Source organism: Nocardia sp. NPDC127579, assembly GCF_042672005.1.
GTDB lineage: Bacteria > Actinomycetota > Actinomycetes > Mycobacteriales > Mycobacteriaceae > Nocardia.
The window spans coordinates 551,710-564,126 of record NZ_JBHXVZ010000003.1 but is presented as its reverse complement, the minus strand read 5'-3'; the positions used below and the strand labels follow the sequence as shown (position 1 = coordinate 564,126).

General features: G+C 66.4%; 15 protein-coding genes. 7 read left to right on the top strand and 8 right to left on the bottom strand.

Features of this window, described 5'->3' with window-relative positions; genetic code table 11:
- Positions 1 to 135: 135 nt before the first annotated feature.
- On the bottom strand, positions 136 to 363 hold the full coding sequence (locus ACFVMC_RS14980; protein WP_379210480.1) for a hypothetical protein: 228 nt from the start codon (positions 361 to 363) through the stop codon (positions 136 to 138).
- Between the two features lie 186 nt (positions 364 to 549).
- On the opposite strand from ACFVMC_RS14980, the gene ACFVMC_RS14975 reads away from it, so the two are divergent.
- Both ACFVMC_RS14975 and ACFVMC_RS14970 read left to right on the top strand, forming a co-directional pair.
- Complete coding sequence (locus ACFVMC_RS14975) at positions 550 to 747, top strand: hypothetical protein (protein WP_379210478.1); 198 nt, start codon at positions 550 to 552, stop codon at positions 745 to 747.
- A gap of 116 nt (positions 748 to 863) precedes the next feature.
- Positions 864 to 1,577: a GTP pyrophosphokinase family protein gene (locus ACFVMC_RS14970; RefSeq protein ID WP_379210476.1), complete on the top strand. Its 714-nt coding sequence runs from the start codon at positions 864 to 866 to the stop codon at positions 1,575 to 1,577.
- A gap of 26 nt (positions 1,578 to 1,603) precedes the next feature.
- Here the strand turns inward: ACFVMC_RS14970 and ACFVMC_RS14965 are convergent, their stop codons facing one another.
- Complete coding sequence (locus tag ACFVMC_RS14965) at positions 1,604 to 1,972, bottom strand: hypothetical protein (RefSeq protein WP_379210475.1); 369 nt, start codon at positions 1,970 to 1,972, stop codon at positions 1,604 to 1,606.
- A gap of 1,176 nt (positions 1,973 to 3,148) precedes the next feature.
- On the opposite strand from ACFVMC_RS14965, the gene ACFVMC_RS14960 reads away from it, so the two are divergent.
- Positions 3,149 to 3,964 (top strand): 2OG-Fe(II) oxygenase family protein, encoded by an 816-nt coding sequence (locus tag ACFVMC_RS14960; RefSeq protein WP_379210473.1) that lies wholly within the window; start codon positions 3,149 to 3,151, stop codon positions 3,962 to 3,964.
- A gap of 44 nt (positions 3,965 to 4,008) precedes the next feature.
- Here ACFVMC_RS14960 and ACFVMC_RS14955 read toward each other — a convergent pair whose 3' ends face one another.
- Positions 4,009 to 5,466, bottom strand: a complete 1,458-nt coding sequence (locus ACFVMC_RS14955) for a short-chain fatty acid transporter (protein ID WP_379210471.1) — start codon at positions 5,464 to 5,466, stop codon at positions 4,009 to 4,011.
- A gap of 446 nt (positions 5,467 to 5,912) precedes the next feature.
- Here ACFVMC_RS14955 and ACFVMC_RS14950 point away from each other — a divergent pair, with 446 nt between their 5' ends.
- Both ACFVMC_RS14950 and ACFVMC_RS14945 read left to right on the top strand, forming a co-directional pair.
- Positions 5,913 to 6,446, top strand: coding sequence for a hypothetical protein (locus tag ACFVMC_RS14950; RefSeq protein ID WP_379210469.1), 534 nt, complete (start codon positions 5,913 to 5,915; stop codon positions 6,444 to 6,446).
- A 90-nt stretch (positions 6,447 to 6,536) separates the two neighbouring features.
- Positions 6,537 to 7,328 (top strand): MIP/aquaporin family protein, encoded by a 792-nt coding sequence (locus ACFVMC_RS14945; protein WP_379210467.1) that lies wholly within the window; start codon positions 6,537 to 6,539, stop codon positions 7,326 to 7,328.
- Positions 7,329 to 7,330: 2 nt separating this feature from the next.
- On the opposite strand, the gene ACFVMC_RS14940 is transcribed toward ACFVMC_RS14945, so the two are convergent.
- A complete protein-coding gene (locus ACFVMC_RS14940; protein WP_379210466.1) occupies positions 7,331 to 8,053 on the bottom strand; it encodes a hypothetical protein in 723 nt (240 codons plus the stop codon).
- Between the two features lie 193 nt (positions 8,054 to 8,246).
- Between ACFVMC_RS14940 and ACFVMC_RS14935 the strand changes: the two genes are divergently transcribed.
- Positions 8,247 to 9,281 carry an AraC family transcriptional regulator ligand-binding domain-containing protein gene (locus ACFVMC_RS14935; RefSeq protein ID WP_379210464.1) on the top strand — a complete coding sequence of 345 codons (1,035 nt, stop codon included), beginning with the start codon at positions 8,247 to 8,249 and terminating at the stop codon, positions 9,279 to 9,281.
- 5 nt (positions 9,282 to 9,286) lie between these two features.
- On the opposite strand, the gene ACFVMC_RS14930 is transcribed toward ACFVMC_RS14935, so the two are convergent.
- The 4 genes from ACFVMC_RS14930 to ACFVMC_RS14915 form a co-directional block, all read right to left on the bottom strand.
- Complete coding sequence (locus ACFVMC_RS14930; protein ID WP_379210462.1) at positions 9,287 to 9,499, bottom strand: DUF397 domain-containing protein; 213 nt, start codon at positions 9,497 to 9,499, stop codon at positions 9,287 to 9,289.
- A gap of 128 nt (positions 9,500 to 9,627) precedes the next feature.
- Complete coding sequence (locus ACFVMC_RS14925; protein ID WP_379210460.1) at positions 9,628 to 10,194, bottom strand: ANTAR domain-containing protein; 567 nt, start codon at positions 10,192 to 10,194, stop codon at positions 9,628 to 9,630.
- A gap of 59 nt (positions 10,195 to 10,253) precedes the next feature.
- On the bottom strand, positions 10,254 to 11,132 hold the full coding sequence (locus tag ACFVMC_RS14920) for an esterase/lipase family protein (RefSeq protein WP_379210458.1): 879 nt from the start codon (positions 11,130 to 11,132) through the stop codon (positions 10,254 to 10,256).
- Between the two features lie 40 nt (positions 11,133 to 11,172).
- Positions 11,173 to 11,883: a MerR family transcriptional regulator gene (locus tag ACFVMC_RS14915; RefSeq protein WP_379210456.1), complete on the bottom strand. Its 711-nt coding sequence runs from the start codon at positions 11,881 to 11,883 to the stop codon at positions 11,173 to 11,175.
- A gap of 40 nt (positions 11,884 to 11,923) precedes the next feature.
- Here ACFVMC_RS14915 and ACFVMC_RS14910 point away from each other — a divergent pair, with 40 nt between their 5' ends.
- Positions 11,924 to 12,391 (top strand): DUF6194 family protein, encoded by a 468-nt coding sequence (locus tag ACFVMC_RS14910; protein WP_379210454.1) that lies wholly within the window; start codon positions 11,924 to 11,926, stop codon positions 12,389 to 12,391.
- Positions 12,392 to 12,417 lie beyond the last annotated feature (26 nt).

The window sequence follows — 12,417 nt, the reverse complement described above, 5'->3', positions numbered from 1 at the left end:
CGATCAGAACATGCCGTGCGGCACCAGTGCGGGATTCGGGGACGGCTCGGACGACATCCCAGTGTTCGACCACCTGATCGTCGCGAACGCGCCGGATGTCGACCACCGCGTCGCCGCGGCCCGAGCCGGGCGGCGTCATCCGGTAGTGCACGACAACATATTCCTCGTCGGCGATGATCCGGGCGGCCGCGACCGGGCCGCGCTGATGTACTCGATGAAAGCGGCTTTGCCGGAAGGGTTTCCGGGGCTGTGCTCGATGAAGTCCTCGTGCACGACCGAGTGCAGGACATCGGTGTTGCCCGCGGCGAATTCGGCGTGCTGGATGAGGCGTCGGTTACGTTCGGCGAGAGCGGAGTTCGTCATGGGCCGAGCCTGCGGGAACGGCGCGCGGACTGTCGATTACATCGCAGGTAAATGGCGAAGCCTGGCCGGCGGGATCCGATACTGGGGCGATGCACGGGGATCGGCCGGTCGGTGAGTTGCTGCGGGGCTGGCGTCATCGGCGCAAACTCAGTCAACGGAGTTGCCGCGTCCACCGGTGACCCCGAGTTGAGCGCGCTCTACACCGAACTCGCCGCCTATGGTCCGCCGGTGCGCGGGGCAAGTGATCCGGCGGTCGTGCCCATGCCGATCCGGCTGTGGCACGGTGACGCGGAATTGACCTTGTTCAGCACCGTGACCACGTTCGGGGCGGCATTCGACATCACACTCGACCAGATAGCGGTGGAAGCCTATTCCGGCCGATGACCGGACCGTCGAGCGGTTGCGCGCGGGTAACGCCTCAGCCTGATCTCAGCCGGAAGTGACAGACTGTCGGTAGGCCTGGTTTCGATCCGCAGAGCACGAAGGTGACGAATTCATCGATGAACACCCCTGACAACGACGTCATGCCCTTTCAGAGCGAATTCACACGGTTCATGATGTCCTACCGCTTCGTCACCTCCGAGTTGATGACGAAGATCAATATTCTCGCGGACGAATTCACCTATATCCATAATTACAGCCCGATCGAGCACGTCGGATCCCGTTTGAAGTCCCCCGAGAGCATTCTGCGTAAGCTGGAACGCAAGAACATCCCGGCCACCCTGCCCGATATCCGGAAGAGCATCGTCGACATCGCCGGTGTGCGCATCACCTGCAGCTTCATCCAGGACACCTATCGGATCGCCGATATGCTCACCAGCCAGTCCGATGTCACCGTGAACGAGGTTCGCGATTACATCGCGAACCCGAAACCCAACGGCTACAAGAGTTTACACCTGCTCCTCGAACTACCGGTCTTCATGAGCGACCGGGTCGAGCACGTCCCCGTGGAACTTCAGATCCGGACGATCGCCATGGATTTCTGGGCCAGCCTCGAACACAAGATCTACTATCGCTACGGCGGCGATATCCCCTCGGAACTCCTCGCGGAATTGACCGACGCCGCCGACGCCGCGAACCGCCTCGATATGCGAATGGAACATTTACACGAGCGGGTCGCACTATCGCGTACAGCGGTTCCCACCGGAAACGGTACCGGTGCCGCCCAAGAACTATTCGAAGCCCTCGCCCGCCACCACCACTTCACCAGCTGACCCACCCGAGCCAGAGCCGTAGCCGGCTAGCGCCCGGAGTCGACCATCGAGGCCCGCAGTATCTCGCGCACCTCGGCGGTCGGCTTGGCTGCGGCATGTATCGGCCGGAGATTGTCGATGATCTCGAAGACTCTGCGGGGTGCTTGCCCGATTCGCAACTCGTCCGGCAGCAGACTCCACGCCGAGGTGATCGTATGACAGCCTTGTTCGAGATCGCTCGCCTCGATCTGCGCGGCGGCTTGGTCCATGAGTTGCAACGAGTTTCCGAGCTGGTCGTAGCGAGTGAACGGCAGTTCCAGGTATCGGTCGCGAATCGGCCCGGCTTGGGCGTGCGCGCCCGCAGCGGTGAGGGCGTTGGCCTGGTGCCAGCGCAGGAGCCACTCGCTGACACACACACCCCGTCGTTGACGGTTCGGGCCTCCGGTAGCCGCGAGTACATGCGGTCGGCGTTGCGTACCGCCGCCAGTGTCTCGCGACGACGCCCGAGACGAGACTGGATACCTGCCTCGACGAGGAAACCGAGCACGGCCGCGGGGTCGGCCGAATGGCCCGTGCCTGCCTGTGCGGCGAAGGCGGCCGCCAAACCGGCCTTGTAGCCGCGGCGATAGCAGATGCACGCATCGGCGATACAACCCGCGACCCACGCCTCGATACCCGCGTCGCCGGACTGGCGGGCAGCGCGTCGCGCAATGCCGTACCACTCGAAGGTCTCGGTCGACTCGGCGACGTCGTTGAGGCGCATCGCGATGAACCCGGCGTTCTTGGCGAACACTCGGTGCAGCCTGCGGCGAACGGCATCGGTTCGGGCGGTCAGCAGGCAGGCCTGGGTACGTGCGAGGTCGACCATGCGGGCGGGGATGAATTCGGCCGGTGCGGTGGTGAACAGACCGTACCCACTGTGCTCGGTGAGTTCCTCGAGCAGACCGACATCGATTCGCTCCGTCATATCCGAGCGGGCGTCGGAGCCGACATTCGGCTGGAAGAGCATCGAGGGACGCGCGGAGATGAACACAGCACCGGCGGAGGCGAGGTTGAGCACGTTACGGCGGTTCATCGAGTCCTCGCTCACCTCCCCTGGGTTCACCTGCCCGGGTGCGCGGGACTCCTCAACCATAAGCGGATCACGGGAGGTCAGGGGTATGTCGCGTGGCTTTGCACGCGAAGCGTGCAGAGACGAACCTCGCCGCGAGTTCTTCTGTTTCCGAGGCGAGTCCGGGCGGAGTGCCAGCGGCATTCTGGCAGTGTCACCCAGCCGCGATCGAGATCTGCGGCCAGGAAATGAAGGAGTCCAGGATGGCGCTCGCACAGGCCGGGAATTCCGGGCAGAGCGAACGGGAGTCGTTCGCGCTACGGGCAATTCAGGTTTATCCGATTACAATCACCTCATTGACTGCGCTGATCCCGAGTCTCGGTGTGTGGGGGAATGTGGTGCTGTCGGGGTTGACGATCACGACTCTGTTCATGTTGACCGTGTCGGTTGCCGTCTCCGCTCGGCGTCGGCAACGTGGAAACGGTAGCCGGGCCGCGGCGGCCGGTATGGGGGCATCGGGTGGGGCGGAGGGAGGGCGGTAGTGCTCGAGCAGATCAGATCCGACGGTTTCGCGTACGCCGGGCTGAGCGGGGACGAAGCGGACCGGATGCGGATGCTGCACAGCGAGGTCGATCGGTTCTTCGCAGCCGGACCATCGGTGAATCGGCGCTACGGCAACGCGCGTCTGTCGAACGGCTACCGGCCCCCGCGATCGTCGTACAACAACTTCGATCCGTCCCATGCGGATCTCAACGACTCGTTCCTGTACTGGAATCCGGCGGCCGGATCGAGGATTCCGCACTGCGACGAGATCGACCCGCTACTGAGCGCTCTCGAAGGACACCGACGCGGGGCGGTGCGCCGGATAATGGGCGCACTTCTTGCAGAACTGGCGGATTACCACGGGTACCCGCACAGTCTGTCGTTCGAGAATGCGTCGGTGCTGCAAGTGAACTCGTACGCCGACGCGAGCGATCGCGAATTGTTGCAGATGCCGCACGAGGACGGCACCCTGGCCACGATCATCTGGACTTCCGGACCCGGACTGGAGATCCTGACCGGAAACGAAGTCCTGCCGATCGATCTCGCCCAGGACGAGGTGCTGGTCATGCCCGGCGGAATTCTGAGCGCGATGACCGCGCACCGGATCCAGCCCGCCTATCACCAGGTACGCAATCACGGTAGCGAGTCGCTGCGGCGCAAGGCGATCATGTATTTCGGCTGCCCGGATATCGATCGTGGGCCGATCAGGTGTTATGTCACCGACGAGTCGAGCCCTGCGGTGGACATCAACGAAGTCATCCGAACGGCCACCGACGCCTATGGGTTACCGGCCGATTTCGTCGTCGACCACTGACCTGCCGCCGTACCGAGTCGGCGGCAGGGAGCGGACGTCGTTGCTCAGGACGGCAGGATCGGTGGGACGTATTCGAAGGTCTTGCCCAGCAGCCAGACCAGGAGCAGTACTACCGGGAGGTGGAACAGGAACTGGAGGAAGGTGAAGCCGACCAGGTCGCGGGCGCGCAGGCGCAGGACGGCGAGCAGGGGGAGCATGAAGAACGGGTTGATCAGGTTGGGCAGGGCTTCGGCGACGTTGTAGATCTGCACGGTCCAGCCGAGGTTCATGTGGACGTCGGTGGAGGCCTGCATCACGTAAGGCGCTTCGACCAGCCACTTTCCGCCGCCGGACGGGATGAAGATACCGAGCACGACGGTATAGAGGGCGATGACCACGGCGAAGGCGCCACCGCCGCCGATATCGGTGAAGAACTCGGCGAGGTGTTCGGAAACGGTGTGGCCGCCACGGCCTTTCGCCTTGGTCAGGATCGCGGCCATGGCCGCGTACAGGGGAAACTGCACGAGGATTCCCGCGGTGGCGGGGACGGCGAGTGACACGGCCTGCAAGAATTTGCGCGGCGTGCCGTGCAGCACCAGACCCAACATGAGGAATACCAGCAGGTACCCGTTGAGGCTGCTGACCACGGTGAGTATCGGTTTCGCGGCCAGCTGGGCCAGCAACCAGCCCAACGTCAACACTCCGGCCAGGATCGGCAGGATCCGGCTGTACTCGAGCCATTCGCCCGGACGCGAGCGTGGTGCGACCTCGGCGGGCTGATCGTCGAGGTCCACACCCATGTCCCGGGCCGATTTGACGGCCGCGCCCTTCGGCGCCGAGAAGTGCGCGATCACCACGGTGAGCACCATGATGATCGCGCACATCAGCAGCGACTGCCAGGTGAAGATGGTGGTCCCGAAGTCGAGTACGCCGGTGATCTTCAGTAGCGCCGGCGGCAGCGAGGCGGCGGTGGCCTGCAACTGCGCCGCCGAGGACGAGATGCCCAGCGCCCACACCGCGCCCAACCCCATGAAGGCCGCCGCGCCCAGTGCACGGTAGTCCACGCGCAGATCCGTCCGGCGCGCGATCGCCCGCGCCAGCAGGCCGCCGAAGACCAGGCTGAGTCCCCAGTTCAGGAAGGAGATCGACATGGCGAGCAGGGCGACGAAACTCACCGCCCCGGCGGCGCTGCGTGGCACGGTGGCCAGCCGGTCGATGAGACGGGCGACGGGCGGCGAGGTGGCGATGACGTAGCCGGTCAGCACGACCATCGCCATTTGCAGCGTGAACGCGGTCAGATCCCAGAAACCGTCGCCGAATGCCGTGGCGACGGTGCGCGGCGACGACCCGTTGACCAGCGCGGCGACCGCGACGATCACGACACCCGCCAGGGCGACGACATAGGCGTCGGGGAACCATTTCTCGGTCCAGCGGGCCAGTGCCTGGGCCACGCGCGCAAGCCCGGTTTCGGTGCTGGTCGGCGCATTCTTGCCGGGCTGTGCGCCCGTTTCGGTAGATGTCATCAGGTGTGTCCCTCATGCTCGTCGGACCCGAGCCCGCGCGGGCATGTGACGCGTCACACAGGCTCGGTCGCAGAGTATCGGCGGCGCGCTCGCCGGAAGGCAAGAGAGAAAAACGCAGGGGGTCTCTGCAAATTTGCAGATCGATAGCCGGTCTGTCGGATACGGGAGATGAGATGGCCGTGGCGATCCGATACCCTGGTCGCTGCTAGTGAGATCGCTCGAGGTTAGGAAAACATGGGAAGCACCGCGCTCGATATTGTCGCTTTGATCACCAACCGTCTTGCGGCATTCTGGAATTGGATGGCCACCGGCTCCGCGGGATTCCCTCCGCTGTGATGCGAAGCTGATCATATCTAAGCGAAACCCCTGGTAGATACCACTTTTGCGGATATCGGGCCGGGGGTTTTCTCATGCGGCGAGCCGACCGTCGACGTATGTTGTGGGGCATGGTCATCGGTGACGAGCGTGGTGGCGCGCCACGCTGGTTCGTATTCACCATGGGTGGGCTCATCCTGATCGTCGCGGGGCTGTGCCTGACGCTGTGCTGGGCGCTGGCCAGCCAGGGCGCCTTCGTCGTCAAGGCGCTGCTGTGGGCGGCGCTGGTCGGCGCCGGGCTGGTCGCGGCGGCGGTCGGGTCGATCGGGCTGGTGCGGTATCACGCGATCCAATTGTGTTCGGCCGCACCGTTGTTCATCGCGGTACTGGGTGCGCTGGTGTGGTTCGGGGTGCCGGAGCGGGTGGGCTGGGAGATCACTCGCGGAATTCTGGCGGAGCAGGCGGTCGACTGCGTGAATCCGGGGGAGGGGACCAGGCTCGGGGTCTACCGGATCGATTCGGTGCAGCGCCGCGACGGAGGCTGCCTGTTCTTCATCGCGGGCAACCGCGATCGGTCGGGGTTCGCGTACTTTCCGGACAGTCCGCCGGTCGCCGGATACGAGCCGTTCGACGGTCGCTGGTACCGCTTCTCCGAAAACTCCTGAATTTCGCCGCCACGCGGGTGCTGAGAAGTAGCGGCACCGCCTTCGCGGTCTACTGTCGAACCGCTGGGTCGGTTGGCGAACGGAGGAGCGATGGAGCTCGGAACGCTATTTGTCAGCGAAGCGATCGGAACGGGTGTTCTGGTTCTGCTCGGCGCCGGTGTCGTTGCTAATGTATTGCTGGCGCGGTCGAAAGGTTTCGACGGCGGCTGGCTGCTGATCAATTTCGGCTGGGGCCTGGGCGTCATGGCGGGGGTGTACCTGGCGTACAAGACCGGCGCGCATCTGAATCCGGCCGTCACCCTGGGCATTCTGTCCAGCGGCGCGGACGAATACGCCCCGGGGATTCCGGTGACCTTCCCGCGCACCCTCACCTATATCGCCGCGCAGATCGGCGGCGCGTTCGTGGGCGCGTGCCTGGCCTTTCTCGCCTACAAGAAGCATTTCGACGCCGAACCGGACGCCGCCAAGAAACTCGCCGTCTTCGCCACCGGGCCCGAGATCCGCGACTATCGCTGGAATCTGGTCACCGAGATCATCGCGACCTTCGTCCTGGTGCTGGTGATCCTGGCTTTCGGGCACACGCCTTCCGGGCTGGGGCCGCTCGCGGTCGCACTGCTGGTGGTCGGGATCGGCGCGTCGCTGGGCGGGCCCACCGGGTACGCCATCAACCCCGCCCGCGACCTCGGGCCGCGTCTCGCGCACGCCGTGCTGCCGGTCGGCCGACCGGCTCGGATCACCGTGTCCGCCGGGAGTCATCCGCAGGCCGATCCGGGACCCGCGCGACCCGCGGGATCCAGCGACTGGAGCTATGCCTGGGTGCCGGTCCTGGGTCCGGCGATCGGCGGCATGCTCGCGGGTGCGGTCTCGCAGATCGTGTTCTGAGATCAGCTCCCGCGCGGCGCGATCCACAGGGCTTCCGACAGCGCGCACAGTTCGCCGTCGGGCGTGGCCAGCGCGACTCCGACGGTGAACTTGCGGCCGTCTCGTCCCGCGGTCCAGGCGAACGAGAGATAGTCCGCGCCAACCGAAACCGGTCGCAGCTGGGTCGCGGTGAGCGCCGCGGTGACCGCACCGGCCGGCATGTCGAGCATGGTCATCGCCGCCCAGCCGCCGGGGCAGTCCAGCAGCGACCACACCTGTTCCGGGGCGAGTGTTCCGTCGGCCCGGCCCAGCAGCGGGTCCGGCGTCCACGCACCGGCGATGAGATCGCGGCCCGGCACCTGCGAGGTGAACAAGCGCATGCCACGCCCGGGCTCGGTCTCGACACCGCAGCCATAGCAGTTGGTTCGCCGTCGTGCCCCGGTGCGCGTCGCCTCGGTGGCCGCCTGCGCCTGCGCCCAGGACGGCATCGGCGGGACCGCGATGGTGACCGAAGCCTTCGCGGTCCGCGCGAGGACCAGTCCGTCGGCGTCGCTCAGCACCCGAGCATCGGCTTCGTCGGCGCGGACGGTCAGTTCGGTGTCGATCGGCACCGGGGCGCGGAAGTCCACGCGCAATTCGGCCGGTTCCGCCGAGTGCGCGGCCAGCACTCCGGCCACATAACCTCCGAAGGCCACGCCCGGATAGCCGTGCGCGTATCCCGGAACCTTGACCGTTGCCTCACCCATCGCCCAGCCCTTCGCCACTTTCGATCGAAGCCGACCCTACGGCAGGACGGTGGCTCCGGCGGACCCCGGCTGTGCTGTCGGGCGCCCGTGAATTAGGACTGCCGTCCAATTCGCTGAAACGCCAAGCCGTTCGGGCCGGCGTTCTAGAATTGACCGGCTGAGTCGCTTCGACAACCGATTTGCGAGGAGCCGTGTGGCGGATGAACTGGTAAGCCTACGTCCCGTTACCAGTGTCGCCCTGCTGGTGGAATACGCTGCCGGGCGGGGCTTGAACACGTCTTCGATCCTGCGCGGCACAGGCATTTCCGAGTCGCGGCTGACCGAGCACACGGGCGAAGTGATGCTCGGCCAAGAACTCTCGGTCCTGCGCAATATCGTCTCCGCACTCGACGACGAACCGGGCATGGGATTCCTGGCGGGGCTGCTGTGTCATCCGCCGAGTCTCGGTGTGCTCGGGTTCGCACTGCTGACCAGCCCGAATCTGCGCCATGCCCTGGAGATCGGGCTGCGTTACGCGGACCTGTCGTTCACCGCCGCCGCGCACACCCTGCACGATCAGGGCGCCGAGGTGCGGATCGTGCGCGACGATCAGGGCCTGCCGCCGGAGATCCGGCGCTTCGCGCTCGAACGCGATCTGGCGGCCATCTCGACGATCCAGCAGGACCTGCTGGCCACCCGGATCCCGGTGGAGCGGGTGGAGGTGCCGTTCGAAGCGCATCCGGTGTACGAGATGTTCGGCGCGGTCCTCGGCGTGGAGGACATCCGATTCGGGTCGCCGCACTCGGCACTGGTCGTCCGTGCCGGTGTGCTGGAACTACCCTTGCCCCAGGCCAACACAGCCAGCGCGCGCATGTACGAGCAGCAGTGCGCGGAACTGGTGCAGCGCAGGCGAAGCCGCGTCGGGATCAGCAAACAGGTGCGACAACTGCTGGTCCGTGAGGGCGGCATGGCCGACCAGTCCCGCATCGCGGTCGCACTGAATCTCAGTGTGCGGACGCTGCGGCGGCGGCTCGCCGAGGAGGGGACCTCGTTCCGGGAACTGAGCAACGAGACGCTCGGCCTGCTGGCCGAGGAACTGCTCGGAGCCGGTTTGACCGTGGAGAATGTCGCCGACCGGCTCGGCTATTCCAGCGTATCGGCGTTCACGTCGGCGTTCCGTAGCTGGCGCGGTCTGTCGCCGGGGAACTTCGCGCGGGTGAAACGGGGGCTCGCGCCGGTGGGTGCCTGAAATCCTCAGGCCGGGACGAAGGTCGCGGTGCGCACGCCTCGCAGGAAGGCGTCCCATTCCCGCGCGGTGAACACCACGACCGGGCCCGAGTCGCCATCGCCGGTGTTGAAGACGGCGACCGATCCGTCGGCCAGGGTTCCGAAGCCCACACACGCCCCGTCCGGGCCGCAGGCCGCCTTGAAGATCGGGACGCCGTCGAGGTCGCACTTGTGCATCATGGGCGAATCTCCTTCACACTCGGGTGATTTCGAACACCACGGGGTGCGGAAGCTGCCGGACATCCGCCACCTCGTGCTGGAGCTTCCACCGAGGACTGGGGCGGAACAAGCATCGAGTACCCGCAGCATTACACGCGCAAACCCGCGTCGACGATCGCGTGCGCCACCGCGGACAGCCGGGCCTGATGATCGCGGGAATGTCTGCGGATGAGTTCGAAGGCGGCGTCGGGGGTGATGCCGCGATGGTGGGCGACAATCCCTTTCGCCTGTTCGATCACCACCCGTGAGCGCAGGGCACGCTGGAGTTGATCGGTAAGCCGCTGCTGGCCTTGCCGTTTGCCGGCGTTGAGTACATATCCGGTGGCGAGGTCGGTCAGCACCCGGGCGACCTCGAGGTCGTCGGCGGACCAGTGCCGCGTCGGCTCGCCGTAGAGCGCGACGGTTCCTATCTCGGTGCCGTCCAGCCGCATCGGGATGGTGGCCACCAGCTGGATCCGGTCGATTCGATCGTTCGAGACGGTCGCCACCCGCGGCTGTGCTTCGGATTCCAGGGTCGCCCCCGCGCCGGACAATCCGAGCACCTCGGTGACGCCGCACACCAATCCGTCCAGCGCGCTCGCCGCGTCGTAGTCGGTGGGCAATAGCCGAGCGAACCGGGACAGCGTCGTGACCAGGGCCTTGTGGTCGACGGACACCCGGATCACCTCACTGTCGCTTCGTGTCCTCGAAAGGGACTACCCGATCCGCGTGCGCGTCACACGGTGCACCGCGGTTCGGGTGCCGAGCGCGGATCCAGGCCGTGCGTCACCAAGCTCAGGGTGAAGTCGTCGTAGACGACACCTTCGTGCTGTACCCGGGACGTGGCACAGAGATCCTGCACGACCAGGTTGGTGACCTCGGGGCCCTCGGGAAGTCGCGACTCGTCGGCGTCGACGATGAGATCGGCCCGGGAGCTGATCGTCACGTAGCGCACGGTGGGCCGGGTGAGACCGCCCGCCGCCGTCTCCGCGAGGAAGCTGGATCCGGTGGCGGCGTCGGCGGCCGAGGGCAGCAGCTGTCCATAGGCGGCCAGACCGCCCGGGAGACTCGCGATCATCCGTGTCATTCCGTGCGAGCTCATGCCGAGCAACGGACCGGACAGACTGATCAGCGTCCCGACGCGGCGGTCGCCGCCGAGCACATTGAGGTAGTGCAGCGCCACCAGCGCGCCCTCGGAGTAGCCGACCAGATCGACCTCGCGTGCACCGGTGGCCGCGAGCACCCGGTCGACGAAAGCGCTGATCTGCGCGGCGGAATCGCGCAGGTTGCCGGTCTGGTGCAGGGGTCCGCGCGCGCCGTAGTCGAGCCCGAAGACGCAGTAGCCCTGCGCGGCGAGGCGCGGCGCGAGCTCGGCCCAGTTGGCGTATTTGTCGAGGAACGCGCCGTTGAGCAGGACGACTGGTCGCGGGTGCGCCGCCGACGGGGTGCATTCGGTGTCGTTCATGCCGATCGGCAGCGTGCCGGGATGCTGGAACGAGTAGGTCACCGCCGGGTTCAGCTCGTCCTGCGGCGGACCGTATGCCGGTTCGGCGGTGGCGGTGGCCGCGCCGGCGACCAGAGCGGTGGACAGCGCCGAAATTGAAACAAGTTTCATTATCATCACACCGAAACCTACCCGCCCGGTATGCGCCGAATCATGGTTTCGCGCAGATGATCCGAGCGATCGTCGTGCCGGCCCGCAGCAGCGCGAGGCCACGGTCGGCGATCTCGACCAGGCGGGCGTCGAGCGCCGCCAGCGAATCGGCGGTGTCACCGAGATCCCGGATCGCCAGGAGCGCTGTCCGCACGTCCGGGATGCGGTAACCAGCGGCGCGCAGGGCCGCCGTGATGCGGGCCTCGCGGATCGCCGCGAGCGGATACCGGCGGGCCGATCCCGCGCGGGTAGCGACTCGCTCCGGTCGCACCAGGTCCTGCTGCTCCCAGAAGCGCAGGGTGGACGAGGGCACGTCGAGGGCGTGCGCCAGCTCGGTGATCGTCATCGCGTCCGCGTCGACGGGGTCGACATCGGTCGCGGCCTCGCCGTGTATGGCCGCGAGCGCCGCCCGCGCGGCGAGCGCGTGCGTACGCTCCTGGCCGAGCCGGACGTGGAACGTCGAGACCAGGGCGATGGCCTGTTCGTGCGACAGCGAACGGATCTCGCGCATCGCGTGCCGCGCGGTCACCGGGCCGACGGCCCGGGCGAGATCGCGGTAGGCGTCGAGGTCCCGGATATGGTCGGCCGTGAAGTGTCGATAGCCGTTGTCGGCCCGGGCGGCCGCGGCGATGACGCCGAGTCGCTCCAGGTCGCGGACTTGCTGAACCGAATAGCCGGTGGCCGTCGCGACGGCCGATACGGTCAGCTTCATCACCAACCCTCCATAAGCACTTCAACCACATACTCGAACTATGAGTATGGACGACATCCTGGCGACGATCCGAACCTTCGACGGCGTGCTCGAGTTGGCTCCCAGTGCGGGCAGCCCGTTCCCCGAGATCGCGTGGGGAGACCATTTCTTCTATTACGCCCCGGACGGCAGCGTGCCGCAGCGCGAACAGCCCTACGCCACCATCGTCACCAAGAACTACCCCGACGACGAATCCTCCGATCTCGATCGGCCCGGCCGGTGGCGGCTGAACATCCACGTCGGGCGAGACACCTTCATCGAACTGCTGGGCAGTGCACCGCGTGAGGTCGAGGCTCCGGCCGACGCGGCTGTCGTCGATACCGTGCTACCGCACCCGCTGTACCGTTCCCAGGGGTGGGTCTCGATCATCAACCCGGACAAGCGAACTCAGGATCTGGCGCTGCGCTTACTGCGCGGGGCGCACGAGTCGGCGGCCCGGCGGAGTTCGGTCTCGCGGCGCGCTCGATGAGGTGAAATCGACTGGGCGCTGCCAAA

Excerpts from the sequence above, each read along its gene's own strand:
- ACFVMC_RS14980 (WP_379210480.1), bottom strand. The coding sequence starts at position 363 with ATGACGAACTCCGCTCTCGCCGAACGTAACCGACGCCTCATCCAGCAC.
- ACFVMC_RS14970 (WP_379210476.1), top strand. The coding sequence starts at position 864 with ATGAACACCCCTGACAACGACGTCATGCCCTTTCAGAGCGAATTCACA.
- ACFVMC_RS14955 (WP_379210471.1), bottom strand. The coding sequence starts at position 5,466 with ATGACATCTACCGAAACGGGCGCACAGCCCGGCAAGAATGCGCCGACC.
- ACFVMC_RS14950 (WP_379210469.1), top strand. The coding sequence starts at position 5,913 with ATGGTCATCGGTGACGAGCGTGGTGGCGCGCCACGCTGGTTCGTATTC.
- ACFVMC_RS14945 (WP_379210467.1), top strand. The coding sequence starts at position 6,537 with ATGGAGCTCGGAACGCTATTTGTCAGCGAAGCGATCGGAACGGGTGTT.
- ACFVMC_RS14940 (WP_379210466.1), bottom strand. The coding sequence starts at position 8,053 with ATGGGTGAGGCAACGGTCAAGGTTCCGGGATACGCGCACGGCTATCCG.
- ACFVMC_RS14930 (WP_379210462.1), bottom strand. The coding sequence starts at position 9,499 with ATGATGCACAAGTGCGACCTCGACGGCGTCCCGATCTTCAAGGCGGCC.
- ACFVMC_RS14920 (WP_379210458.1), bottom strand. The coding sequence starts at position 11,132 with ATGAAACTTGTTTCAATTTCGGCGCTGTCCACCGCTCTGGTCGCCGGC.
- ACFVMC_RS14915 (WP_379210456.1), bottom strand. The coding sequence starts at position 11,883 with ATGAAGCTGACCGTATCGGCCGTCGCGACGGCCACCGGCTATTCGGTT.
- ACFVMC_RS14910 (WP_379210454.1), top strand. The coding sequence starts at position 11,924 with ATGAGTATGGACGACATCCTGGCGACGATCCGAACCTTCGACGGCGTG.